The sequence below is a fragment of the Paraburkholderia yinzeri genome (genome assembly GCF_046581065.1).
In the GTDB taxonomy this organism is placed as follows: Bacteria; Pseudomonadota; Gammaproteobacteria; order Burkholderiales; family Burkholderiaceae; genus Paraburkholderia.
This window is the reverse complement of record NZ_JBFOCJ010000001.1, coordinates 1,721,544-1,745,552: the sequence shown is the minus strand read 5'-3', so window position 1 is coordinate 1,745,552 and position 24,009 is coordinate 1,721,544. Positions and strand designations below refer to the sequence as shown.

General features: G+C 67.0%; 19 protein-coding genes and 1 tRNA gene. 3 read left to right on the top strand and 17 right to left on the bottom strand.

The genetic code is table 11. The features are described from left to right. Positions 1 to 66: 66 nt before the first annotated feature. The 4 genes from map to WJ542_RS08335 all read right to left on the bottom strand — a co-directional run bounded on the left by map (position 67) and on the right by WJ542_RS08335 (position 4,198). On the bottom strand, positions 67 to 852 hold the full coding sequence (gene map / locus WJ542_RS08350) for a type I methionyl aminopeptidase (RefSeq protein ID WP_411188854.1): 786 nt from the start codon (positions 850 to 852) through the stop codon (positions 67 to 69). Between the two features lie 358 nt (positions 853 to 1,210). After that, a tRNA-Ser gene (locus tag WJ542_RS08345) sits at positions 1,211 to 1,301 on the bottom strand. 185 nt (positions 1,302 to 1,486) lie between these two features. Then, entirely contained in the window at positions 1,487 to 2,779 is a 1,293-nt protein-coding gene (gene serS / locus WJ542_RS08340) for a serine--tRNA ligase (protein ID WP_411188853.1), read from the bottom strand. A gap of 87 nt (positions 2,780 to 2,866) precedes the next feature. Beyond that, positions 2,867 to 4,198 (bottom strand): replication-associated recombination protein A, encoded by a 1,332-nt coding sequence (locus tag WJ542_RS08335; protein ID WP_411188851.1) that lies wholly within the window; start codon positions 4,196 to 4,198, stop codon positions 2,867 to 2,869. Between the two features lie 196 nt (positions 4,199 to 4,394). On the opposite strand from WJ542_RS08335, the gene cytX reads away from it, so the two are divergent. Beyond that, positions 4,395 to 5,711 carry a putative hydroxymethylpyrimidine transporter CytX gene (gene cytX / locus WJ542_RS08330; RefSeq protein WP_411188849.1) on the top strand — a complete coding sequence of 439 codons (1,317 nt, stop codon included), beginning with the start codon at positions 4,395 to 4,397 and terminating at the stop codon, positions 5,709 to 5,711. Between the two features lie 161 nt (positions 5,712 to 5,872). Here cytX and bioB read toward each other — a convergent pair whose 3' ends face one another. From bioB to WJ542_RS08275, 11 genes are all read right to left on the bottom strand, one after another. Further along, positions 5,873 to 6,943, bottom strand: coding sequence for a biotin synthase BioB (gene bioB, locus WJ542_RS08325; protein ID WP_411188847.1), 1,071 nt, complete (start codon positions 6,941 to 6,943; stop codon positions 5,873 to 5,875). 72 nt (positions 6,944 to 7,015) lie between these two features. Then, on the bottom strand, positions 7,016 to 7,744 hold the full coding sequence (bioD, locus tag WJ542_RS08320; RefSeq protein ID WP_411188845.1) for a dethiobiotin synthase: 729 nt from the start codon (positions 7,742 to 7,744) through the stop codon (positions 7,016 to 7,018). After that, complete coding sequence (gene bioF / locus WJ542_RS08315; protein ID WP_411188843.1) at positions 7,741 to 8,937, bottom strand: 8-amino-7-oxononanoate synthase; 1,197 nt, start codon at positions 8,935 to 8,937, stop codon at positions 7,741 to 7,743. Before bioF ends, bioD begins: the two co-directional genes overlap by 4 nt. Beyond that, on the bottom strand, positions 8,937 to 10,292 hold the full coding sequence (gene bioA / locus WJ542_RS08310) for an adenosylmethionine--8-amino-7-oxononanoate transaminase (RefSeq protein ID WP_411188841.1): 1,356 nt from the start codon (positions 10,290 to 10,292) through the stop codon (positions 8,937 to 8,939). Before bioA ends, bioF begins: the two co-directional genes overlap by 1 nt. Positions 10,293 to 10,739: 447 nt before the next feature. Then, a complete protein-coding gene (locus WJ542_RS08305) occupies positions 10,740 to 12,164 on the bottom strand; it encodes a dienelactone hydrolase family protein (RefSeq protein WP_411188839.1) in 1,425 nt (474 codons plus the stop codon). Positions 12,165 to 12,592: 428 nt separating this feature from the next. After that, entirely contained in the window at positions 12,593 to 13,045 is a 453-nt protein-coding gene (locus tag WJ542_RS08300) for a YchJ family protein (protein WP_411188837.1), read from the bottom strand. A gap of 69 nt (positions 13,046 to 13,114) precedes the next feature. Further along, positions 13,115 to 13,792 (bottom strand): SDR family oxidoreductase, encoded by a 678-nt coding sequence (locus WJ542_RS08295; RefSeq protein ID WP_411188835.1) that lies wholly within the window; start codon positions 13,790 to 13,792, stop codon positions 13,115 to 13,117. A gap of 106 nt (positions 13,793 to 13,898) precedes the next feature. Then, positions 13,899 to 15,092 (bottom strand): acetyl-CoA C-acetyltransferase, encoded by a 1,194-nt coding sequence (locus WJ542_RS08290; protein ID WP_411188833.1) that lies wholly within the window; start codon positions 15,090 to 15,092, stop codon positions 13,899 to 13,901. Beyond that, positions 15,085 to 15,852 (bottom strand): carbonate dehydratase, encoded by a 768-nt coding sequence (gene can / locus WJ542_RS08285; protein ID WP_411188831.1) that lies wholly within the window; start codon positions 15,850 to 15,852, stop codon positions 15,085 to 15,087. Before can ends, WJ542_RS08290 begins: the two co-directional genes overlap by 8 nt. A 37-nt stretch (positions 15,853 to 15,889) precedes the next feature. After that, positions 15,890 to 17,695 carry a bifunctional isocitrate dehydrogenase kinase/phosphatase gene (gene aceK / locus WJ542_RS08280; RefSeq protein WP_411188829.1) on the bottom strand — a complete coding sequence of 602 codons (1,806 nt, stop codon included), beginning with the start codon at positions 17,693 to 17,695 and terminating at the stop codon, positions 15,890 to 15,892. 33 nt (positions 17,696 to 17,728) lie between these two features. Beyond that, a complete protein-coding gene (locus tag WJ542_RS08275) occupies positions 17,729 to 18,145 on the bottom strand; it encodes a MerR family transcriptional regulator (protein ID WP_411188827.1) in 417 nt (138 codons plus the stop codon). A gap of 230 nt (positions 18,146 to 18,375) precedes the next feature. Here WJ542_RS08275 and WJ542_RS08270 point away from each other — a divergent pair, with 230 nt between their 5' ends. Beyond that, a complete protein-coding gene (locus WJ542_RS08270; RefSeq protein WP_411188826.1) occupies positions 18,376 to 19,449 on the top strand; it encodes an MBL fold metallo-hydrolase in 1,074 nt (357 codons plus the stop codon). Positions 19,450 to 19,466: 17 nt separating this feature from the next. Here WJ542_RS08270 and lolA read toward each other — a convergent pair whose 3' ends face one another. After that, positions 19,467 to 20,195 carry an outer membrane lipoprotein chaperone LolA gene (lolA, locus tag WJ542_RS08265; protein WP_411188824.1) on the bottom strand — a complete coding sequence of 243 codons (729 nt, stop codon included), beginning with the start codon at positions 20,193 to 20,195 and terminating at the stop codon, positions 19,467 to 19,469. A gap of 47 nt (positions 20,196 to 20,242) precedes the next feature. Next, positions 20,243 to 22,561 carry a DNA translocase FtsK gene (locus WJ542_RS08260; RefSeq protein ID WP_411188823.1) on the bottom strand — a complete coding sequence of 773 codons (2,319 nt, stop codon included), beginning with the start codon at positions 22,559 to 22,561 and terminating at the stop codon, positions 20,243 to 20,245. 369 nt (positions 22,562 to 22,930) lie between these two features. On the opposite strand from WJ542_RS08260, the gene trxB reads away from it, so the two are divergent. Further along, positions 22,931 to 23,926, top strand: coding sequence for a thioredoxin-disulfide reductase (gene trxB, locus WJ542_RS08255; RefSeq protein ID WP_411188821.1), 996 nt, complete (start codon positions 22,931 to 22,933; stop codon positions 23,924 to 23,926). Positions 23,927 to 24,009: the final 83 nt, after the last annotated feature.

Genomic DNA, 24,009 nt, shown 5'->3' with positions numbered 1-24,009 from the left:
ACGACAGCCCCGGCACGCACGCGGCGCTTTACAGACGGCCCCGCAACAGTCATGTCCTCGCGAGAATCAGGGCGACTCGTAGTCGCCGGTACCGTCCGGCCAGGGCGTGAGGAGCTCGTAGCCTTCGTCGGTGACGGCGACCATGTGCTCCCATTGCGCCGAGAGCGAGCGGTCCTTCGTCACCACCGTCCAGCCGTCGCGCTGCACGGCCGTGCCGGCGCGGCCCGCGTTGACCATCGGCTCGATCGTGAAGACCATGCCGGGCTTCAGGCGCAGGCCATGCCCCGGCTGGCCGTAGTGCAGCACTTGCGGCTCCTCGTGGTAGACCTTGCCGATGCCGTGCCCGCAGTACTCCCGCACGATCGAAAAACCGTCCGCCTGCGCGCGGCGCTGGATCGCGTGGCCCACGTCGCCGAGCGTCGCGCCCGGCCGCACTTCGCGGATGCCGGCCACCATCGCCTCGTAGGTCGTGTCGATCAGTTGACGCCCGACCGTGCTCGGCGTGCCCACGGTGTACATTCGGCTCGTGTCCCCGAAATAGCCGTCCTTGATCACGGCGACGTCGATATTGATGATGTCGCCGTCCTTGAGGATCTCGTTGCGGTTCGGAATGCCGTGGCAGACCACCTGATTGACCGACGTGCAGATCGTCTTCGGGAAGCCGAGGTAGCCCACATTGGCCGGCACGGCCTTGAGCGTGTTGACGATGAAGTCGTTGCAGATCGCGTCGAGGTCGTCGGTGGAGGCGCCGGGCCTGACGTGCTCGCCGATCATCGCAAGCACGTCTGCGGCCAGCCGGCCGGAGATGCGCAGCCGCTCGATGTCGGCGGCGGACTTGTAGGTGATAGCCATCTGTGGACCGAAGTACGCGCGGCGCCGCTCGTCGAGCCGCGCCGCCAGTTCAAGGCAAAGGAGAGATTGTACCAGGGGGCTGAAGCCCGCCAGCCTGCGGAATCGGATATGTCCGGCTTTCCGCGCCCCTGCTGCCCTCAAGAATGGGAAATATCTTACAACGCCAGGCGCAGAACGTCCTGACCGCGATCACCGCCCCACCTTCGCGGGTGGCTCTCGCGCTTCGGCCCGCGTGCATCGTCGTCGGCCGGACGCTACGCAGTCCCGAACATCCCGGCAATACGCCTATGCCATCAAAATGCGCCGCCCAAAGCAAAACCCCCTGCAGCCTTTCGGCTTGCAGGGGGTTTTTCGTATCTGGCGGAGAGGGTGGGATTCGAACCCACGGTACGGGGGAACCGTACGCCTGATTTCGAGTCAGGTACAATCGACCACTCTGCCACCTCTCCGGTGTCCAACTACCGCGGCGAGCACTGCAAACGAGTGTTGCAAAATTTGCCACTGCTGCTTTCACCGCGATTTCGTCAGCCCGGTCGTTGACTGGCGAAGCGAAGATTATAGAACATTCCACGACACTTTCCAAGTCCCCTTTCAAAAAAGTGGGGGCGAGGAAAGCGCCCTGTTCCGGAGAGCGTCAGGCGTTCGCTGCGAGACGCGCCACACCGCCCATGTACGGGCGCAGCACTTCGGGCACCGTTACCGAGCCGTCTGCTTCCTGATAATTCTCCAGTACCGCCACGAGCGCGCGGCCGACCGCGAGGCCCGAACCATTGAGCGTGTGCACGAGTTCCGGCTTGCCTTGCGCATTGCGATAGCGCGCCTGCATGCGGCGCGCCTGGAACGCTTCGGTATTCGAGCAGCTCGAAATTTCGCGATAGGTGTTCTGCGCGGGCAGCCAGACTTCGAGGTCGTACGTCTTGGCTGCCGAGAAGCCCATGTCGCCCGTGCACAGCGTAATCACGCGATACGGCAGGCCAAGCTTCTGCAGGATCGTCTCGGCGTGGACGACCATCTGCTCCAGCGCGTCATACGACGTTTCCGGCGCGACAATCTGCACCATTTCCACCTTGTCGAACTGGTGCTGGCGAATCATGCCGCGCGTGTCGCGGCCATACGAACCGGCCTCCGAACGGAAGCACGGCGAATGCGCCGTGAGCTTGATCGGCAGGGCGTTTGCCTCGACGATGCTCTCGCGCACCGTGTTCGTGAGCGAGATCTCCGACGTCGAGATCAGGTACTGCGTAACCGTGTTCTCAGCGCCGCCCTTCTCCACGCGGAACATGTCGTCGGCGAACTTGGGCAGTTGGCCCGTGCCGTACAGGATGTCCGGGTTGACGATGTACGGCGTGTAGGTTTCCGCATAGCCGTGCTGCAGCGTATGCGTGTCGAGCATGAACTGCGCAAGCGCGCGGTGCAGGCGCGCCATCTGGCCGCGCAGCATCGTGAAGCGCGCGCCCGAGAGCTTCGCGCCGGTCTCGAAGTCGAGGCCGAGCGGCGTGCCCACGTCCACGTGGTCCTTCACTTCGAAGTCGAACTGACGCGGCGCACCCCAGCGGCGCACTTCGACGTTGTCGCTCTCGTCCTTGCCCACCGGCGCGCTTTCGTGCGGCAGATTGGGCACGCCCAGCAGCAGGTCGGACAGGCTCGACTGGATCTCTTCGAGCTTCGCGGCCGACGCCTTCATTTCGTCGCCGATACCGCCCACTTCGGCCATCACCGCCGACGTGTCCTCGCCACGGCCCTTCATCGCGCCGATCTGCTTCGACAGGCTGTTGCGGCGCGCCTGCAGTTCTTCGGTGCGGGTCTGGATGGCGCGGCGTTCCGCTTCGAGCGCGGAAAAGGCCGCGACGTCGAGGGTGTAGCCGCGGTCGGCGAGGCGCTTCGCGACGCCTTCGAGGTCTTTGCGCAGCAGCTGGATGTCGAGCATGGGATTGTGAGACGCAGTTTCGTTGTGTGAAGTGGCAATTTTAGCGCACCGGCGCGCGGGGTCCGAGGGCGCCCGTCCCGGCGGCGTTCAGCTCCGGCGCTTCTTCTCGCGAATCTCGTCCTTGTGTTCCTCGCGCCATTGCGCGTCGAGTTCGGCAAGGCGCGCGAGCTTCTCGCCGATCTTGCCTTCAAGCCCGCGCGGCGTCGGCTGATACCAGCGCGGCTCGCGCATGCCATCCGGCAGATAGGTCTCGCCTGCCGCATAGGCGTCGGGTTCGTCGTGCGCGTAACGGTATTCGTGACCGTAGCCCAACTCCTTCATGAGCTTGGTGGGCGCGTTGCGCAGATGAACCGGCACGGCGCGCGACTGGTCCTTGCCGACAAAGCGCCGCGCCTCGTTGTACGCCATGTAGCCCGCGTTCGACTTGGGCGCGACGGCCAGGTAGATCACGGCCTGCGCGAGGGCGAGCTCACCCTCGGGGGAACCGAGGCGCTCGTAAGTCTCGGCGGCGTCGAGCGTGATGCGCCCCGCGCGCGGGTCGGCCAGGCCGATGTCCTCCCACGCCATGCGCACGATGCGCCGCGCGAGGTAGCGCGGGTCGGCGCCGCCGTCGAGCATGCGGCAGAACCAGTAGAGCGCGCCGTCCGGGTTGCTGCCGCGCACCGACTTGTGCAGCGCGCTGATCTGGTCGTAGAAGGCGTCGCCGCCCTTGTCGAAGCGGCGCAGATTCTCCGCGAGCGCACTGCCCAGCAGCGCCGTGTCGATTTCCGTGGACTTCTGCTGCGCGGCGGCGCGCGCCACGATTTCCAGATTGTTCAGAAGCTTGCGCCCGTCGCCGTCGGCCGAGCCGATCAACGCTTTCTTCGCCTCGTCCGCGAAGGTGAGGCCGCCCAGCTCCGCGCTCGCGCGCTCGAGCAGTTCGCCCTGCTCTTCCTCGCCGAGGCTCCGCAGCACGTACACCGCCGCGCGCGACAGCAGCGCGCTGTTCACTTCGAACGAGGGATTTTCGGTCGTCGCGCCGACGAACACGAACAGGCCCGATTCCACGTGCGGCAGGAATGCGTCCTGCTGGCTCTTGTTGAAGCGATGGACTTCGTCGACGAACACGAGCGTCTGATGGCCGTGCGCGCGATGCAGTTGCGCGGTCTCGACGGCCTCGCGGATGTCCTTCACGCCCGAGAGCACCGCCGAAAGCGCGATGAATTCGGCGTGAAAGGCGTCGGCCATGAGGCGCGCGAGCGTGGTCTTGCCGACGCCCGGCGGCCCCCAGAGGATCATCGAATGCGCTTCGCCGGACTCGAACGCGACGCGCAACGGCTTGTTGGGCCCGAGCAGATGCTTCTGGCCGATGACTTCGTCGATGGAGCGCGGGCGCAGCCGCTCGGCGAGCGGTACGTTGGCACGGGTTTCTTCGAACATGAGGTTTTCGCGATAATGTCGGCTTTTCGGCGCGACCACCCCAAAAGAGGGAGCGTCGGCCGCGCCAGATGCAATCGTGCATTATGACAGTGTGCGGCGGCGGGGCGAGGCGCACCAGGGCAAGCCGCCGCGCCGCGCAGGATCAGACCCCGAAAATACCAAAATCATTCGACGACACCAGAGGACAATTTTCCCGATGACCCAGGATTCACCCGCCGGCGCAGCCGGCTCCACCTACGCCCCGCTCCTGCCGGTGCCCGACGCGCGCCGCCAGTTCCGCACCGGCGACGCCTTCGCGCTGTGGTTCTCGCTCGGCATCGGCCTGCTCGTCGCCCAGGCGGGCGCGCTGCTCGTGCCGGGCCTCTCGCTGCCGGCCGCCTTCGCGGCCATCGGCATCGGCACCGTGATCGGCGTGGTGCTGCTCGCGCTCGCGGGCGTGATCGGCACGGATACCGGCCTCGCCGCCATGTCGTCGCTGCGCCCCACGCTCGGCGTGCGCGGCGCCTCGGTGCCGGCCATCATCAACATGGTGCAGCTCGTGGGCTGGGGCTCGTTCGAGATCATCGTGATGCGCGACTCCGCCGACGCGCTCGCGAAGCAAGCCTTCGGCTTCTCGGTCCCGCTCGTCTGGACGCTGCTGGCCGGTCTCTTCGCGACGCTGCTCGCCGTGAGCGGCCCGCTCTCGTTCGTGCGGCGCTTTTTGCGTACGTACGGCATCTGGCTGCTGCTCGCGGGCGCCGCGTGGCTCACGTGGAATCTGCTCGCGCGCCATGACCTGGGCGCCCTGATGCGTCGCCCCGGCACGGGCGACATGCCGTTCGGCAGCGCGATCGACCTCGTGGTGGCGATGCCGCTCTCGTGGCTGCCGCTGATCGCCGATTACACGCGCTTCGGCCGCCGCGCCGGCGAAACCTTCCGCGGCACGCTGGTCGGCTACGGCATCGCCAATCTCTGGTTCTATGCGCTCGGCGCGATCTACGGCCTCGCGGCGGGCGGCGGCGACGCCCTGCTCACCTCGGCGCTCGCGCAGGCGGGCGGCGGCTTCGCGCTGCTGCTCGTGCTGATCGACGAGATCGACAACGCCTTCGCCGACATTCATTCGGCCGCCGTCTCCACCGGAACCTTCTGGACGCGCGCGAGCGTGCCCTGGCTCTCGGCGGCGTTTGGCGCGATCTGCACGGTAATCGGCATCGTGGTGCCGATGGCGCGCTACGAAAACTTCCTGCTCTTCATCGGCTCGGTGTTCGCGCCGCTCTTCGGCGTCGTGCTCGCCGATCACTTCGTGGTGCGCCGTCGCCGCATCGAACCGGAAGCGCTTGCCGATCTGGGCGGCGTCTACGGGTATTCGGGCGGCTGGCACGTGAGCGCGTTCGTGGCGTGGGTGATCGGCTTCGGCGCTTACCAGGCGCTCAATCAGTGGCTGCCGAATCTCGGTGCAACGCTGCCGTCGCTCGTGATCGGCGCGCTCTGTTATCTCGTGCTTGCCAGTCCCCGGCGTGCGGCTTACGCCTGACGCCGTTATCTGTGCCTGACGTTTGAATCCACGCCGCGCCGCAAAGCGCGGCGTTTTCATTTGCGCGGACGCGATGCGTTAAAAAAGCCACGTTGCGAATCGCTCGCAACGTGGCTTTCTTTCCGGTGGACTCGTTTTACGTTCGCGCCGCGCTCAACGCATCATTCGCAATGGCCGCAGCCGCCGTGCGCCGCCTTCTCCGATGCGGGCAGCTCCTGCGCCGCCTCCGCGCGAATGCCGAGCCGCGCAAGCAGCTTGCGGTCCGCCTCGGCCTGCGGATTGCTCGTAGTGAGCAACTGATCGCCGTAAAAGATCGAGTTCGCGCCGGCCATGAAGCACAGCGCCTGCAGCGCCTCGTCCATCTGCTCGCGGCCTGCCGAAAGCCGCACCATCGCCTTCGGCATGGTGATGCGCGCCACCGCGATCGTGCGCACGAACTCGAACGGATCGATCGGCTCGGTGCCTTCGAGCGGCGTGCCGTGCACCTGCACGAGGTTGTTGATCGGCACCGATTCCGGATACGGCTCCATGTTCGCGAGCTGCGCGATCAGGCCCGCGCGCTCGCGGCGCGACTCGCCCATGCCGACAATGCCGCCGCAGCACACGTTGATGCCCGCGTCGCGCACGCGTTCGAGCGTGTCGAGGCGGTCCTGGTACGTACGCGTCGAGATGATCTGGCCGTAGAACTCCGGCGACGTGTCGAGGTTGTGGTTGTAGTAGTCGAGGCCCGCGTCGGCGAGCGCCTTCGCCTGATGCGTTTCGAGCATGCCGAGCGTCACGCAGGTTTCGAGGCCCATCTCCTTCACGCCGCGGATCATGTCCTTGATCGGCTCCAGATGGCGGTCCTTCGGATTGCGCCATGCCGCGCCCATGCAGAAGCGCGTTGCGCCGTTGTCCTTCGCGACGCGCGCCGCCTTCAGCACTTCGTCGACGGCCATCAGCTTGTCGGCTTCGAGCCCGGTGTCGTAATGCGACGACTGCGGGCAATAGGCACAGTCCTCTTCGCAACCGCCCGTCTTGATCGACAGGAGCGTGGAAAGCTGCACGGCGTTCGCGTCGAAATGCTCGCGATGCACCTGCTGCGCGCGGAAGATCAGGTCGTTGAACGGCAGCTCGTAGAGCGCGGCGACGTCGGCAACGCGCCAGCGTGCCGCCGCGTCCTGCGCTTCGGCCGCTGCGGCCGCCGCCTTGGTCTTGCCGAGGCCGGTGATGTCGATGTGGGTTTGCGTCATGGTGTCAGGGTCCTTCGCGACGTTGACTTCAAGCAGTTCAATGCGGATCCGGTGCGGATTTCAGGGCAATGTTCAGTGCAACACGGGCGTAGTCGGGTCCGCGCCGAGGCGGCTGAGCAATGCGTCGATGTTCAGATGTTCTGCCGCGTCGTCGGCGCTCGCGCCGCGCAGATGCGGCACGATGCCGATGAGCGGCGCGCCGTACTGGGCGGCGAGGCGCTCGCGCAATGCGTCGATGTTTTCTTCGGGGAACGTCATGTCCGGGTCGATGCGGTTCGCCACCCAGCCGGCGAGCTTCAGCCCGCGCGAGGCGATCGCCTCGGCGGTAAGCAACGCATGACTGATGCAGCCGAGCCGCATGCCGACCACGAGTATGACGGGCAGATTCAGCGCGACGGCAAGATCCGCCGTGTCGTGCTGCGCCGTGAGCGGCACGCGGAAGCCGCCCACGCCTTCGACCACGACAGCCTCGGCGCGCTTGCGTGCCTCCGCATGGCATTCGACGATGCGCCCCATGTCGAGCGTCACGCCCTCCAGCGCGGCCGCGATATGCGGCGCGGCAGGCGCTTTGAGCAGGAAAGGCGTACGTATTTCGGGCGGCAGCAGCACGCTCGCGGCGGCATCGAGCTGATCGGCGTCTTCGTTGTGCCACACGCCGTCGCGCTCGTACGCGCCGGCGGCGATGGGCTTGAGCGCCGCCGCCAGCAGGCCCTTGCGGGCGAAGCCGCGCAATAACGCCGCGCTCACGAAAGTCTTGCCGATCTCCGTATCGGTGCCGGTGACGAAGAGCGAAAGCGTCATCGCGCCCCCTCCCGGGTTTCCCGGCTCGCGTGCTGCAGCGACGCGTCCAGCCGATCGAGATCCGCGTCCGAATGCGCGGCCGACAGCGAGATGCGCAGCCGCGACGTGCCTTCCGGCACGGTTGGCGGCCGGATGGCGGGCACCCACAGACCGTCGCGTTCCAGCGTGGCCTGCAGTGCGATCGTGGCGTCGTTCGCGCCCACCACGAGCGGCTGAACGGCCGTCTGCGAATCGACGGGCAGCCAGCACGTTTGCCGGAGCATCGCTCGCGTGCGCCCGATCAGCTTGCCCAGATGCGCGCGTCGCGCGTCGCCTTCGTCGCCCGCGATGATGCGCAGGCTGGCCGACACCGCGTGGGCGACCGCCGGCGCCGACGCCGTCGTAAAGATATACGGGCGCGCGCGCTGCACGAGCCACTCAACGACCGTCGCATGCGCCGCGACGAACGCGCCTGCCACGCCCGCCGCCTTGCCTAGCGTGCCGACCATCACGAGGTACGGCGAACGCAGCGCGGCTTCGGCCACGGCCCCGCGCCCCTGCGGGCCGAGCACGCCGAAGCCGTGCGCGTCGTCGACGATGAGCCAGGCCTGATGCCGCTCGGCCAGCTCGACGAGACGCGCGAGCGGCGCGACGTCGCCGTCCATGCTGAACACGGTGTCGGTGACGATCGCCTTCGGGCCGTCGGCGGACGCCTCCAGCATCGCGCTGAGCGCGTCCATATCGGCATGCGGGTAAATCTGCACGTCGGCGCGCGAAAGGCGTGCGCCGTCGATCAGCGACGCGTGATTGAGCGCATCGCAAAAGAGCGTCGTGTCGCGGCCGGCCAACGCGGTCACGACGGCCAGATTCGCCATGTAACCGGTGCTGAAATACAGCGCGCGCGCATTCTCGACGAAGCCGCCCGCGAATTCGGCGAGATCGTCCTCCAGTTGCGCATGCGCGCGCGAATGGCCGCCGAGCAGATGCGAGCCGCCGCTGCCCGCGCCATAGCGCTGCGCGCCTTCAACCAGCGCGGCGACGAGTTGCGGATGCGAAGCGAGCCCGAGATAGTCGTTGCTCGAAAAACCGATCGTCTCGCGGCCATCCACGAGCATGTGCGCGCCGCAGGGCGTGTCGATCGTGCGGCGGCGGCGGCGCAGGCCGCGCGAATCCAGCTCGCGCAAGCCTTGTTCGAGGGTGTCGAGGAGCAGCATCAACGGTCCTCCGCGACGACAGCGTCGAAGGTTTCGAGCGTGCGTTCGGCGAGCAGCGCCTGGGTCGGCGCGTCGAGAACGTACGGCGGCATAACGTAGACGGTCGTGCCGATCGGCCGCAGCAGCAGTTCGCGCGTCAGCGCCTCTTCGAAGAAGCGGCGCGAAAACGTGGCGGCGCGCGAGCGGTCTTCGATGGCAGCGTCGAATGCGAGGATCGTGCCGCACTGGCGCACGTTGCGCACGAGCGGATGCGCCGCGAGCGGGCCGAACGCCTCGCGTAGTTGCGCCGACTTGCGCGCATTGGCGGCCAGCACGTCGCCCTGCTCGATCAGATCGAGCGTGGCGAGTGCGGCGCGGCACGCGAGCGGATTGCCCGTGTACGAATGCGAGTGCAGAAAGCCGCGCGTGGTGTCGTCGTCGTAGAACGCTTCGAAAATGGTGTCGCGCGAGAGCACGATCGAAAGCGGCAGATAGCCGCCGCTGATGCCCTTCGACAGGGTCAGCAGGTCGGGCCAGATGCCGGCCTGCTCGCACGCGAAGAACGTACCGGTGCGGCCGCAGCCCACGGCGATTTCGTCGGCGATCAGATGCACGCGGTAGCGGTCGCACAGCGCGCGCAGTCCCTTGAGGTAGGCCGGATCGTGCATGGCCATGCCCGCCGCGCATTGCACGAGCGGCTCGACGATCAGCGCGGCGATATGTTCGCTGCGCGCCGCGAACAGGCGCTCGACATCGGCAAGCGCGCGCCGCGCCACGTCGGCGGCGCTCTCGCCGGCCTGGGCTCCCCGCGCATCGGGCGACGCGACCACGTGCGCATGATGCAGCAGCGGGTCGTAAGCATCCCTGAACAGCTTCACATCCGTGACGCCGAGCGCGCCGATCGTTTCGCCGTGATAGCTGTTGGCGAGGCAAACGAACTCGCGCTTGCCGTCTTCGCCGCGGTTGCGCCAGGCATGAAAGCTCATCTTCAGCGCGATCTCCACCGCCGAGGCGCCATCGGACGCGAAGAACGCGTGGCCGAGCGCATGGCCGGTGAGCGCCGCGAGCCGCTCGGCCAGTTCGACCGCCGGCTCGTGCGTGCAGCCCGCGAGCATGACGTGCTCGAGCGTGTCGAGCTGCGCCTTGAGCGCGGCGTTGATCGACGGGTTCGCGTGGCCGAACAGGTTCACCCACCACGAACTGATGGCGTCCAGATAGCGGCGACCGTCACGATCGTAGAGCCACGGCCCTTCGCCGCGGGCCACCGCGACGAGCGGCAGACGCTCGTGATGCTTCATCTGGGTGCAGGGGTGCCACACGGCGCGCAGGCTGCGCTCGATCCAGCGGTCGGTGGCGAGATTGGAATGCGGATTCAAGTACGACTCCCGATACGACAGCGGGACCGAGATTAGCGCGAACGCTCGCGCAATGCACTACCCCAAAAACGGCGCTGGAAAGCGTGGCGGAGCGAGGTTCGGCGCGGTTCGGCACAGCAAAAGACCAATCGCCCGGGATACCCGGAAAAGCGCGCAGATGACGACGGCAAAGTAAAGCTCGCTTATGCAAAAAAATCTGGGGGCGGCGGTGGAAGATCGGCGCAAAAATGGGGACGCGTCGCAGCGGGCGGCGCGGCAATGGGTCGAAACGAGGATGAAATGAGCCGTGGCACACGCTGGCGGAGCCGCTGCCACGGCTCCCAACGGCAGTCCAGGAGGCACCTGGGCGGCGGCGCACACACGCCCCGCAAGGAGAGGAATTCGAAGCGGAGAACAGCGAAGATAGCGGCGCCAGCGCCTTCGTGCGCGCGCCGCGCGAAGGCGCGCCTAGCGGCTTGCGAGTGCGTGACCGTCGTTGTCGGCGGCTTCGGCGGCGGTCGGCACAACCCCTGCGCTTGCGTCGTTGCGCGCGACGACGGCTGCGTCGTCGGACCAGACCACGGTGTTGTTGACCGCATACAGATGGCAGGCGTCGCTGCTGTGCTTTTCGCAGTTCGCGATCGCGACGGCCATCGGGTTGTCGCCGCCCTCGGCCCACGACCACGCGCCCGAATCGGAAACGGCAAACGCACGGGTCGGATACTGCTTGAGGAAGTTGCGGTAGCCGTCGCGGCCGGCCTGGTCGAGGAACGGTACGGCGCCCACCGAATCGATGGCCGCAAAACCGGTTGCGTTCGGCGCTTCGGGCGCGGCCACACGGTACTGCACGACCGTGGGCATGCCCTCGCGGGAGAGGAACGCCTCCACGCGCGGCCACCAGATCTGCACGCCGTCGCGGTCGCCCACGAGACGGTGCGCATCGTTCTTGTACGAGCCGAAGTCGACGAGCTTCGCAGCGGCGGCGGGCACCGAGTCGCCCGCTTGCGCATCTGCCTGCGCGCCGCGGTAAGCGGCGAACATCTTCGCGACGAGATCCGGCGTCCACACCGAGTCGTTGTCGCCATAGAGCCAGAGCGACGCCACGCGCGCCTTGCCGCCGTAGCCGCCGAACGCCTGGGTGAGGTTGTCCTGCCAGCCGGCGCAGGCATCCTGCCGCAGGCCGCCCGAGAAGTTGATCAGTGCGCGCACGCCCTTCGCGGCTTCGGTGCCGTAGGCGATGGTCGCGAGACCGCCGTGCGAGGTGCCGGCCACGGCGATGTGCTTCGCGTCCACGTACGGTTGCTTCGACATGTAGTCGATCGTCGCGGCGATATCGGCCGCCTGGCCAAGGCCGTTGCGCGCCACGTCGCAACCGTCCTGCTCGTAGGTGCCGCCCGAGCCCGCGAAGCCGCGGCGGTTCGGCGCGACGACCACGTAGCCGCGGCGCACGAATTCGCGCGCGAACGACACGGGGTCACTGCGCGTCTGGTAGCGCGGGTCGCCGGGAATCTTGCCGTGGTTGAACACGATCATCGGGAACGGGCCGGGGCCGTCCGGGCGGTAGATCGTGGTTTCGAGCGTGACGTCGGCGTCGCCGGCCACCGGAATCCGGATCACCTGCTCGTTGAGGTCGGCGCGCACGGCGGGCAGCCAGGCGTCGTCGAGCGCGAGGGGGGAAACTTTGGCACTGCCGAGGGGACCGGCCGCGAGCGGTGCCGGGTGCGCTGCGGGAGCGGACGTCTGCGGGTCGGACTGGAACTGCGCCTGCGTATCAGCAGGCGATGCGACAACCGACGCGGCAAGCGGCGCGGCGTAAGCGATCGAATGCGCGAACGAAAGCAGACACGCCGTGCCGGCCAACATCCATCCACCAAGGTGCTTCGTGTACGCCATTCGCAAACCCACCTGCGACAAACCTGCCTGAATCCGTCTTACCCCGGCCAGCCCGTTTCCGGCACAACGAAAGCCCTTGCGCATGCCACGAGGCACGTGCCGATGGGATCCGTCGTGGGGAAAAGCCGATCGGAACATCGCTGCGGCATCGCTGCCGCTACAGGTGCCCGCCGCACAGAGGCTCAACGGACACCGTGATTGGATCCTCACACGACAAAATATTGTTGCGCAATTCAGGGCTTACCCCGGCATAAGGCATGCCAGTGCCGCGCAGGCCCGTCTGGTGGGCGATACGCGAGAGTCCATCCGGATCAGCCCCAGTGCGTATGTCGTGCGACGTACGCATGGCGGAACTGAAATCGCTGTGTAAGGGAGGGATGCGCCAGAGCGGCGTCCAGGCTGCGGGGAAAGCCGCCAGGCGAAGATATTCAGGCGTCCGTCACGTCGCCGTCGACGTACCGCCAGCGGCCGTCCTCGCCGCGCGTGAAGCGGCTCGTCTCGTGCAGCCGCCATGCGCGGCCGCCGGTCTTGTAGCGCGCAACGAACTCGACGATGGCGTGCGTGGCGTCGATTTGCTCATGGCGTTTGACCGCGAGGCCCAGCCAGCGCGGCGCGCCGGGCGCGGCCGGATCGGCGTCGAGATCCGCCGGGCAGGTCTCCTGTGCCCAGCTCGTCCGCAAGTACGCCGTCTCCCCCAGCACATACGCCGTATAGCGCGAGCGCATCAGTTCGAGCGCGGTCGCGGGCAGTTCGCCCGCGTCGATGAAACGGCCGCAGCAGCCCGCATAGCGCGGCGGCTTTGCACCCGGCTTGAGAGTCGGCGCGGCGCCGCCGCAGGGACAGTCTGCGGGCCGTGCGGCACGCGGGGTTGCAGCATTCATTGCGAGGAAAGCCCGTTGCGATCCGGCGCATCGGTGCGCGGATCCGTCATACAGAAAGAAAGCCAACCGTCACCAGTCGAGTTCGGTGCCGTCGTACTGGAAGAAGCGGCCATTGAACACGTCGCGCGCCGCCGCGGCTTCCGCAATGACTTCGCGCATGCCCTTCACGCTGTGCGCCACGTCGATCGCGGCCTGCGCGCCGCCCATCTCGGTGCGCACCCAGCCCGGATGCAACGCGATGCAGGTCGCGCGGCGCGTCTGCAGCGAGGTGATCTTCAGCGCGTCGTTGAGCGCCGCCTTGCTCGCGCGATAGAGCCAGCCCGTCGTGCCCGTGGTCTGCGCGATGCTGCCCATCCGGCTCGACAGCACGCCCAGCACGCCGTTGGCCGGTTCGACGAGCGGCAGCAGCATCGGAATCAGCTGCATCGGGCCGCGCACGTTGGTGGTCATCACGTACTCGAAGTCCTCGGCCGTGATGGTCTCCACGCCCTCGGTGCGCGGGCCGTACACGCCCGCCACGATCAGCGCGATGTCGAGCCGCTCGCCGTCGAGCTTCCAGCCGAGCGCGGCGATCTCCTCGGGCTGCGTAATGTCGAGCTGGAACGGCTGCGCGCCGACCTCCTGCAGGGCTTCGAGCGCTTCGCCGCCGCGCGCCGTGGCGAGCACGCGCCAGCCCGCCTTCGCATACTGGCGCGCGAACTCGCGGCCGATGCCGCGCGACGCGCCCACGATCAACACGGTTTTCATGTGGACACCTTTATCGTTAGACGCGGCGCCAACGGGCCGCCGCGTGCATTGCCGCGCCGCCTCCCTGCGGCGCAGCTCGCTGCCAGCCTACCGCCGTTCGGACGGGTTACAGCAGTTCGACCCCCATCGCCGTCGCCTCGCCGCCGCCGATGCACAGGCTCGCAACGCCGCGCTTGCCGCCGCGCGCGCGCAGCGCGCCGATCAGCGTGACGAGAATGCGCGCGCCCGACGCGCCGATCGGGTGGCCCAGCGCGCACGCGCCGCCGTTCACGTTGACCTTCTCGTGCGGCAGGTCGTGCTCCTTCATCGCGGCCATGGTGACCACGGCGAATGCCTCGTTGATTTCGTAGAGGTCGACATCCTGGGCGCGCCAGCCGGTCTTTTCGTAGAGCTTCGCAATCGCGCCGACAGGGGCCGTCGTGAACTTCGCGGGCTGCTGCGCGAAACTCGAATGGCCCGTTACGCGCGCGAGCGGCGTGACGCCGAGGCGCTTCGCCGTCGATTCGCGCATCATCACGAGCGCCGCCGCGCCGTCCGAGATCGACGACGAATTCGCCGCCGTCACCGTGCCGGTCTTGCTGAACGCGGGCTTGAGCGTCGGGATCTTGTCGAGGTTCGCCTTGAACGGCTGCTCGTCGCGCTCGACGGTCGTCTCGCCCGCGCGCGACGCCACCTTCACCGGTGCGATTTCCCACGCAAACGAACCGTCTTCGTTGGCACGCTTTGCGCGCCTGAGCGATTCGATCGCGAACGCGTCCTGACGCTCGCGCGAGAAGTCGTATTCGGCCGCGCACTCTTCGGCGAAGGTGCCCATCAGGCGGCCCTTGTCATACGCGTCCTCGAGGCCGTCGAGGAACATGTGGTCGAGCACCTGGCCGTGGCCCATGCGCATGCCCGCACGCGCCTTCGGCAGCAGATACGGGGCATTCGTCATGCTCTCCATGCCGCCCGCGACGATCACGTCCACCGAGCCCGCCGCCAGCATGTCGTGCGCGAACATCGCCGCGCGCATGCCCGAACCGCACATCTTGTTGACGGTCGTCGCACCGACCGAAAGCGGCAGACCCGCGCCGAGCGCCGCCTGGCGCGCCGGCGCCTGCCCCTGCCCCGCGGGCAGCACGCAGCCCATCACGGCTTCGTCGATCTGCCCGGGCTCGAGGCCCGCGCGCGCCACCGCTGCCGCGATCGCGGCAGCGCCGAGCTGCGGCGCCGTCAGCGCCGCGAAATCGCCCTGAAAACCCGCCATCGGCGTGCGCGCCGCCGAGACGATGACGATGGGGTCCTGACTTGTCTCACTCATGTTTGAGCTCCTTGATGACGCCTGCAACGACGGCCGGTATGCCGCCAAGACTCGCCGCGTCGGCCGCGACGACGTCGTTGTCCGCCTGATGCGCGCGCTGCGCGGAAACCCCCGCGACGCAGCGCCTGTACGTGTCCTGCCACTGCTCCGGCGCAGAAATAGTCATGCCGAGGTCGCGCATGCGCCCGTCGTGCACGCCGTAGGCCCAGCCGTGAACCGTGAGCGGCTGGCCGCGCGCCCATGCGTCGCCGACGATGGTCGTGCGGCACACGTTGACGACCTGCTCGATCGTGTTGAGCTCCACGAGCCGGCGATGGCGCGCTTCGCCCATCGGCCACTCGTCGAGCAGCGCGGCGTGCTTCTCGCGCACGTCCTGCACGTGTTGCAGCCAGTTGTCGGCCAGGCCGACGCGCGTGCCGTACAGCGCCGCGCCCACGCCCGAGCAGCCGTAATGGCCGACCACCATGATGTGCTTCACCTTCAACAGTTCGACGGCGAACTGGATCACCGACAGGCAGTTGAGGTCGGTATGCACGACCACGTTCGCGATGTTGCGGTGGACGAACACTTCGCCGGAGGGCAAGCCGATGATCTCGTTGGCCGGCACGCGCGAATCGGAACAGCCGATCCACAGGTACTCGGGGGCCTGCTGATGGGCGAGCCGCGAAAAGAACTCGGGGTCGGCGGCAAGACGCGAGCTGACCCACTTTTCGTTGTTCGCAAAGAGATGGGCAAGCGGGTGGTCGGGAGAGGGGCTCATAGTGTTTCAACAGGTTGGTTCGTTCGCGGCCGACACCTCAGGCAGCGCGCACTGCCGCGGCCGGCGCTTCGCCGGCGTAGCACTCGGGATAGCGCGCGCTGAAGCGGATCGACGGATCGTAGGGAAAACAGTCCGGCACTTCGCCCGCCAGCAGGCGCGTCTTGCTCTCCTGCCAGAGCGCCGGGTCGAAGAAGTCGGGATGATGTTCGAGGAAATAGCGGCGCACGCGCGCATCGCCCAGCAGGAACGTGCGGTACGTCTCCGGAAAAATGTCGTGCGGCCCGACCGAGTACCAGGGCTCGCCAGACAGTTCGTCCTCCTCATTACGCGCTTGCGGCACCGCGCGCACGTTGCAATCGGTCAGGTACTCGATCTCGTCGTAGTCGTAAAACACCACGCGGCCGTGGCGCGTCACGCCGAAGTTCTTGTACAGCATGTCGCCGGGGAAAATGTTCGCGCGCATCAGATCCTTCACCGCGTTGCCGTACTCGCGAACGCCGTGCTCGACCTCCGCGTCGCTGCCGTTCTGCAGCCAGAGATTGAGCGGCACCATGCGGCGCTCGATATACAGATGGCGAATCACGAGATTGTCGCCCTCGTACTCGATCATCGACGGCGCGAGCTTCTGCAGCTCGCTCACGAGCGCCTCGTCGAGGCGGGCCACGGGCAGCGCGACACTCGAATATTCGAGCGTATCGGCAAGACGCCCGAGGCGGTCGTGGCGCTTCACGAGCTGGTATTTTGCCTCGACCTGCGCGCGCGTGGTCTCCTTGGGCGGCGGAAAGCTGTCCTTGATGACCTTGAACACGTACGGAAACGACGGCAGGGTGAAGACGATCATCACCATCCCGCGAATGCCGGGTGCGACGACGAACGGATCCGACGAATGCTTGAGATGGTGCAGCAGGTCTCGATAGAACAGGTTCTTGCCCTGCTTCTGCAGCCCGAGCGACGTATAGATCTCGCCTCTCGGCTTGCGCGGCATGATCGTGCGCAGGAACTCGACCCAGGCGGACGGCACCTCCATGTCCACCAGAAAGTACGAATGCGAGAAGCTGAACATGACGAGCAACTGCTCGGGGCGCAGCAGCACGGCATCGAGCGCGAGCCGGCCGGCGCCCACGTGACGGACGGGCACGGCGAACGGCGCGAGCAAATCGCCGTTGATGATGCGCCCGATGATGTACGCCGACTGGTTGCGGAAAAACAGCGACGACAGCACGTGTATCTGGAAGTTGGCCTTGGGCTCCACTTCGCCGAACGTCTCGCGCAGCGCGCGCATGACGCAGTCGACGTCCCGCGCGAGGTCCTCGAACGGCGTTTCGAGCTGGAAGTTCGTGACGATGCGTTCGAGCGTCGCCGCCAGCCCGTCCTTGCCCGGGTAATAGGCACGGTACGTCGGCTTCGCGGCGGGTTCGTCGTTCTCGATGTATTCCGTCGAGATCGCGGGCCGCACGAAGATGAAATCGTTGTTGAAGTACGAGCGGTGCAGGATCTTGCAGCACACCGAGTTGAAGAACGTCTCCGCGCACTCGGGCTGCCGGTGCGTCGTGAGGAGGCCAATGTAGTGCAGCTTGATCTGCTGCCAGACCTCGCCGTCGATGTCTTCCGCTTCGTACTCGTCTTCGAGCGTCGCCACGCATGCTTCAACGCGCTCGTCGTAGGACGCGATGCGCTCGCGCGCGAGCCGCTGCAGGCCGCGCCAGTCGGCCGACTCGAAGAGGCCCTTCGCCCGCACCGCCGCGTCGCTGAAGTTGCGGTAGTGGCGATTGAAGCCTTCGAGCAGCGTCTCGGCGACGTCGAAGCCTATCTGCGAAGAGAGCAGTTTCGGAAAGTGTTTCATCGCTTCCATGCCCGCGAAGACATGCGCTCCCGTCTAGTCCCTGGTGTCCGGCACGCTGGACGCGGTCGCATGGGTGCGGGCGAGCAGCTCGCGCGCCTGCGTCTCGTACTGCGCGAGGTCTTCGAGCGTGGCGTCGAGGTCGGCGCGCTGGCGCTCCAGAATCTCGCGATGACGCACCACCGTGTCGAGAAAAGCCTGTAGCTGCGGCAGCGTATCGGTGGGCGAGTCGTACAGGTCGAGCAGCGTGCGGATCTCCGAAAGCGTGAAGCCCAGCCGTTTGCCGCGCAACGTGAGTCGCAGCCGCGTGCGATCGCGCCCCGAAAACACGCGCTTGAGGCCGCCCGCCCCCTCGCGGCTCGGCGCGAGCAGGCCCTGATCTTCGTAAAAACGGATCGCGCGCGGCGTCACGTCGAATTCGCGGGCAAGTTCGGTAATCGTGTACTGGGTCATGGATGTGCGGTGGGCGACGGGCCCGCTGCCGCCGGGAGCGGGCTTCGGGTTGTGCCGCGGGTCACATTGGGCTGCGTTGGACTATACAATCGACGTTTACGTTATCGTCAAGCTGGCGCTTGTGCAACCGCTACGCAAAATGGCAGCCTGCAGCTTTGACGCAATGCAGCGACAATGTGGGCAAGCCGCAGGCCCGCGCCGCGGCGACAAGAATGGAGAAGACACCCCCGATGAACGCCCTCGAACACCAGCTCGACTATCCCTACGCCGACACCCTGCCGGAACCCGGGCACACCTTCGACGTCGCACCCGGCGTCAAGTGGCTGCGCATGCCGCTGCCCTTCGCGCTCGACCACATCAATCTATGGCTGCTGCGCGACGAGATCGACGGCCAGCCGGGCTGGACCGTGGTGGACTGCGGCATCACCAGCGACACGATCAAGGCGCACTGGGAACAGGTGTTCGATACCGCGCTGGAAGGCCTGCCGGTGCTGCGCGTACTGGTCACGCACTGCCACCCGGACCACATCGGCCTCGCGCACTGGATCTGCGCGGGCGGCGAGAAGCAGCGCTGGGACGTGCGCCTGTGGACGACGCTTGGCGAATACATGAGCGCCCGCGTCATGTCCTCGGGCGACGGCTCGAACGCGGGCGGCGAAGGCGCCGCGCGCCACTTCGGCCGCCACGGCCTTGCCGACCCGGAGTCGCTGGAGAAGCTGCGCAACCGCAGCGGCTACTACACGAGCCTCGTGCCCGCTCTGCCGGCGCAGTACCGGCGCCTGCGCGAAGCCGACACGGTGAAGATAGGCGGGCGCGACTGGCGCGTCGTGACGGGCTACGGCCATTCGCCGGAGCATTGCGCCCTCTTCTGCGAGGCAACGCGCGTGCTGATTTCGGGCGACATGGTGCTGCCGCGCATCTCGACCAACGTCTCGGTGTTCGAAGTCGAGCCGGAAGGCAACCCGCTCGCGCTGTACCTCGAATCGCTCGGCCGTTACGAGACGATGCCCGAGGACACCCTTGCGCTGCCGTCGCACGGCAAGCCGTTCCGCGGCGTGCGCACGCGCATCGCGCAACTGCGCGCGCACCATGACGCACGCCTTGCCGAAGTGATGGAAGCCTGCGCGGCGGCACCGCGCAGCGCGGCCGACATCGTGCCGCTCATGTTCAAGCGCCAGCTCGACATCCACCAGATGACTTTCGCCATGGGCGAGGCGCTCGCCCACCTGCATCTGCTGTGGCTTGCGGGCAAGCTTCGGCGCGAGACCGGCGCGGACGAGGTGATCCGCTTCGCCCCCGTCTGAGCCGATTCAGCGCCGTCTTAGTTCGCGCCGCCCGTCACGAGATCGGCGCCTGCCGGTCTCACGAACTTGAACGTCGAAGCCGGCAGCGACGGATTCGTCTGAATGTTCGAGAAGGTGAGCAGCGTCACGTTGCCGAACACGTCGTGCAGTTCCATCGCTTCGAGGTTGCCGTCGCGAAAGCCGATGCCCACGCTCTGGAACTGCGTGTCCTTCGACTTCGGAATCAGCTCGAGCCAGTCGATGCCGTTCTTCACGCCCGCGTCGCGCAGCGTGAAGTTCTTGTCGAGGTCGTTGCTGCCGAACAGGATCGCCGCCGGGCTCGCGCCCAGCGCGCCGCCGAGCTTGCGCTCCGTGACCTGGTTCAGGTCCTTGTCGTAGACGTAGAGGTTGTCGCCGTCGGCCTGCAGCAGTTGCTGGTACGGCTTCTCGTATTGCCAGATGAACTTGCCGGGCCGCGCGAACACGAACGTCCCGCTGGAGACCTTCGCGCTCGACATGGCCGAGGCGATCGCGTCGCTTGCGTTCTTCGCGCCCGACGGCACCTTCAGCTCGCGCTGCACGAAGTCGCCGCGCGCGGCATGCACCTGCGCGACGAATTGCTTGAGCTGATCGGTGCCGCTCGCGAACGCGTGCGACGCCATCAGTACCGAGGCGCCGAGCGCCACGGCGCAAGCGCGCGCCGCACGTGCGCCAAGTTGAGCCAGTGAGACAAAACGGCTGCCCGGTTGTCCAGCAAAAAACTGCATCAAATCATTCTCCAAGAGGAATGGAAAGCGCGCGGCCTCGGTCGGCCTCAATCGGCGTCGCGCGCGGGCACGAGGATCTCGCGGTTGCCGTTCGACGACATCGCGGAAACGAGCCCCGACTGCTCCATCTGTTCGAGCAGCCGCGCCGCCCGGTTATAGCCGATGCGCAGGTGGCGCTGCACGAGCGAGATCGACGCGCGGCGGTTCTTGATGACGACCTCGACCGCCTGGTCGTATAGCGGGTCGGACTCGTCGCCGGTGCCGCTGGTTCCCGCGCCCGCCGAACCCTCGTCGCCCTCGCCGGCCGTGCCGCCTTCGAGAATGCCCTCGATATAGTTCGGCTCGCCCTGCTCCTTGAGCTTGTCGACGACGCGGTGCACCTCGTCGTCGGCGACGAACGCGCCGTGCACGCGCACGGGCAGGCCCGAGCCCGGCGGCAGGTAAAGCATGTCGCCCATGCCGAGCAGCGACTCGGCGCCCATCTGGTCGAGAATCGTGCGCGAGTCGATCTTCGACGACACCTGGAAGGCGATACGCGTCGGCACGTTGGCCTTGATGAGGCCCGTGATGACGTCGACCGAAGGCCGCTGCGTGGCGAGAATCAGGTGAATGCCCGCCGCGCGCGCCTTCTGCGCGATGCGCGCAATCAGCTCTTCCACCTTCTTGCCGACCACCATCATGAGGTCGGCCAGTTCGTCGATCACCACGACGATATGCGGCAGCTTCTGGCACGGCTCCGGATCGTCCGGCGTGAGGCTGAACGGGTTCGGAATCTTCTCCTCGCGCTTGTTCGCTTCCTCGATCTTGTTGTTGTAGCCCGCGAGATTGCGCACGCCCAGCTTGCTCATGAGCTTGTAGCGGCGCTCCATCTCGGCCACGGTCCAGTTCAGCGCATTGCCGGCCTGGCGCATGTCGGTGACGACGGGGCACAGCAGGTGCGGAATGCCTTCGTAGACGCTCATTTCCAGCATCTTCGGATCGATCAGGATCATCCGGACCTGCTCGGCGCTCGCCTTGTAGAGGAGCGACAGGATCATCGCGTTGATCCCCACCGACTTGCCCGAACCGGTCGTGCCGGCCACGAGCAGGTGCGGCATCTTCGCGAGGTCGGCGCAGACGGGCTTGCCGCCGATGTCCTTGCCGAGGCCCATGGTGAGCGCGGACGGCGCGTCGGCATAAACCGCCGAGCCGAGAATTTCCGAGAGGCGCACCGTCTGGCGGCGCTGGTTCGGCAATTCGAGCGCCATGAAGTTCTTGCCCGGAATCGTCTCCACCACGCGGATCGACACGAGCGAGAGCGAACGCGCGAGATCCTTCGCGAGATTGACGATCTGGCTGCCCTTCACGCCCGTTGCCGGCTCGATTTCGTAGCGCGTGACGACCGGCCCCGGATAGGCCGCCACCACGGCCACATCCACGCCGAAATCCTTGAGCTTCTTTTCGATGAGGCGCGAGGTGAATTCGAGCGTGTCGTCGGAAATCGTCTCCTGGCTCGCGGGCGCGGCGTCGAGCAGCGAAATGGGCGGCAGCGTGGAGTCGCCCGGCAGGTCGGTGAAGAGCGGCACCTGGCGCTCTTTCTCCACGCGCTCCGAACGCTGCGGCGTGACCACGGGCGGCACGATCGTGACGGGCTCGTGTTCCTCGATCTTCACGCGGCCGCGCTCGACCTTGCCTTCGCGCTTGACCGCGGCGGCCTCGCCGAGCTTGCGGTCGCGCACGGCCTCGCGGCGCAGTCTTGCGAGCGTCACCGCGTCGATGATGGCCTCGCCCACCTTTTCGGCCACCGAGAGCCATGAAAAGCGGAAATACAGCGACAGGCCGATGCCAAGCGCCAGGAGGAGCGCCAGCGTCCCCCCGGTGAAGCCGAGCGCGTGCGAGACGCCGCGCGCGACGGCCTCGCCCACCACGCCGCCCGGGGCGCGCGGCAGTTGCACCTTGAGCGACCACATGCGCAGCGCCTCGATACCGTCGCAGGCCAGCAGCACGAGCACGAACGCGAAGCCTTCGGCGATCCAGCTATGGTCGCGCGGCTTGTCATCGTCGTCTTCAGGCGACTCGTGGCGCGTGATACGCCGGTAGTTCGCCGAGATGCGGCGCGCGAGCAGCACGATCCACCAGTACGCCGAGAGGCCGAAGAGCAGCAGCAGGATGTCCGAGGTCCACGCGCCCACGCGGCCTGCCCAGTTCGCGATGTGGTCGACCTGGGCGGCATGGGTCCAGCTCGGGTCGTGGCGGCTGTAGCTGATGAGCGACATCAGCAGGAAGACGCCTAGCGCCACCTGCAGCAGCCAGCGGATTTCGGTGAGAAGGCGCGACATGCGGTGAGGCAGTGCCTGCGCCTGCGCGGAATAGGGAGCTTTGGCCATTGAATCCTGGTGCTGATCCTTGATGCATACGCGGTCCGCGCGCGCCGCGCATCTCTGCAGCGTGAGGGCGCGGCCGCCGTCGTCCGATCCGGCTTATTGTAAACGGGTTGTTTAGGCCCCGGCTGTAAATGACGGTAACCGGCAACAGCGGGCGAGCGGAGCGTCACGGGCCTCACCGGCCCGTTCCGTGGCTATCGGTGCGATGAGGAAGCTTCATGAGGCAGCGATCGCCCCCCGCCTTTATAATTGCGGCTTGATGCCCACATACCTGCGTGTCCCCTGCCGCACCGGCGGGCGGCGCCGCTTTGAAGCACGCTTCGCAGCCCGCTTCGAAGCACCACCCGCAGCGTCTTTCTACGGATTTCGACCATGTCTGCAACCAAACACGCCAAAGTCCTGATTCTCGGTTCCGGCCCCGCCGGCTACACCGCTGCCGTCTATGCGGCGCGCGCGAATCTCTCGCCGCTCCTCGTCACCGGCCTCGCGCAGGGCGGTCAGCTCATGACCACGACCGACGTGGAAAACTGGCCCGCGGACCCGAACGGCGTGCAAGGCCCCGAGCTCATGCAGCGCTTCCTCGAGCACGCCGAGCGCTTCAACACGGAAATCGTGTTCGATCACATCCACACGGCGAAGCTGAACGAAAAGCCGATCCGCCTGATCGGCGATTCGGGCGAATACACCTGCGACTCGCTGATCATCGCTACCGGCGCGTCGGCGCAATACCTCGGCCTGCCTAGCGAAGAGCTGTACATGGGCCGCGGCGTTTCGGCGTGCGCCACCTGCGACGGTTTCTTCTACCGCAACCAGCACGTGGCCGTGGTGGGCGGCGGCAACACGGCCGTGGAAGAAGCGCTGTACCTCGCCGGCATTGCGAGCAAGGTGACGGTGATCCATCGCCGCGACAAGTTCCGCGCCGAGCCGATCCTGATCGACCGCCTGCTGGAGAAGGAAAAGGAAGGGAAGGTCGAGATCAAGTGGAACCACGTGCTCGACGAAGTCAAGGGTAACGACGGCGGCGTGAACGGCATTCGCATCAAGAACGCGAAGACCGGCGCAACCACCGATATCGACCTGCAGGGCCTCTTCGTCGCGATCGGCCACAAGCCGAACACCGACATTTTCGAGGGCCAGCTCGAAATGAAGAACGGCTACATCATCACGAACGGCGGCCTGAGCGGCAACGCCACCGGCACGAGCGTGGCGGGCGTGTTCGCCGCGGGCGACGTGCAGGACCACGTCTACCGCCAGGCGATCACGAGCGCCGGCACGGGCTGCATGGCCGCGCTCGACGCGCAGCGCTACCTCGAAACCGTCGACGAGATCGGCCAGCCGCACGTCATGAGCGCCGAAGCCGAGCGCTAAGCCGAGCCACCGGCGGCTGGCGCGCCGGAACGAGGGCCGCGGCCAGCCAGCCGGCGGCCCTTTTCTTTGGCGCCGACCCCGAT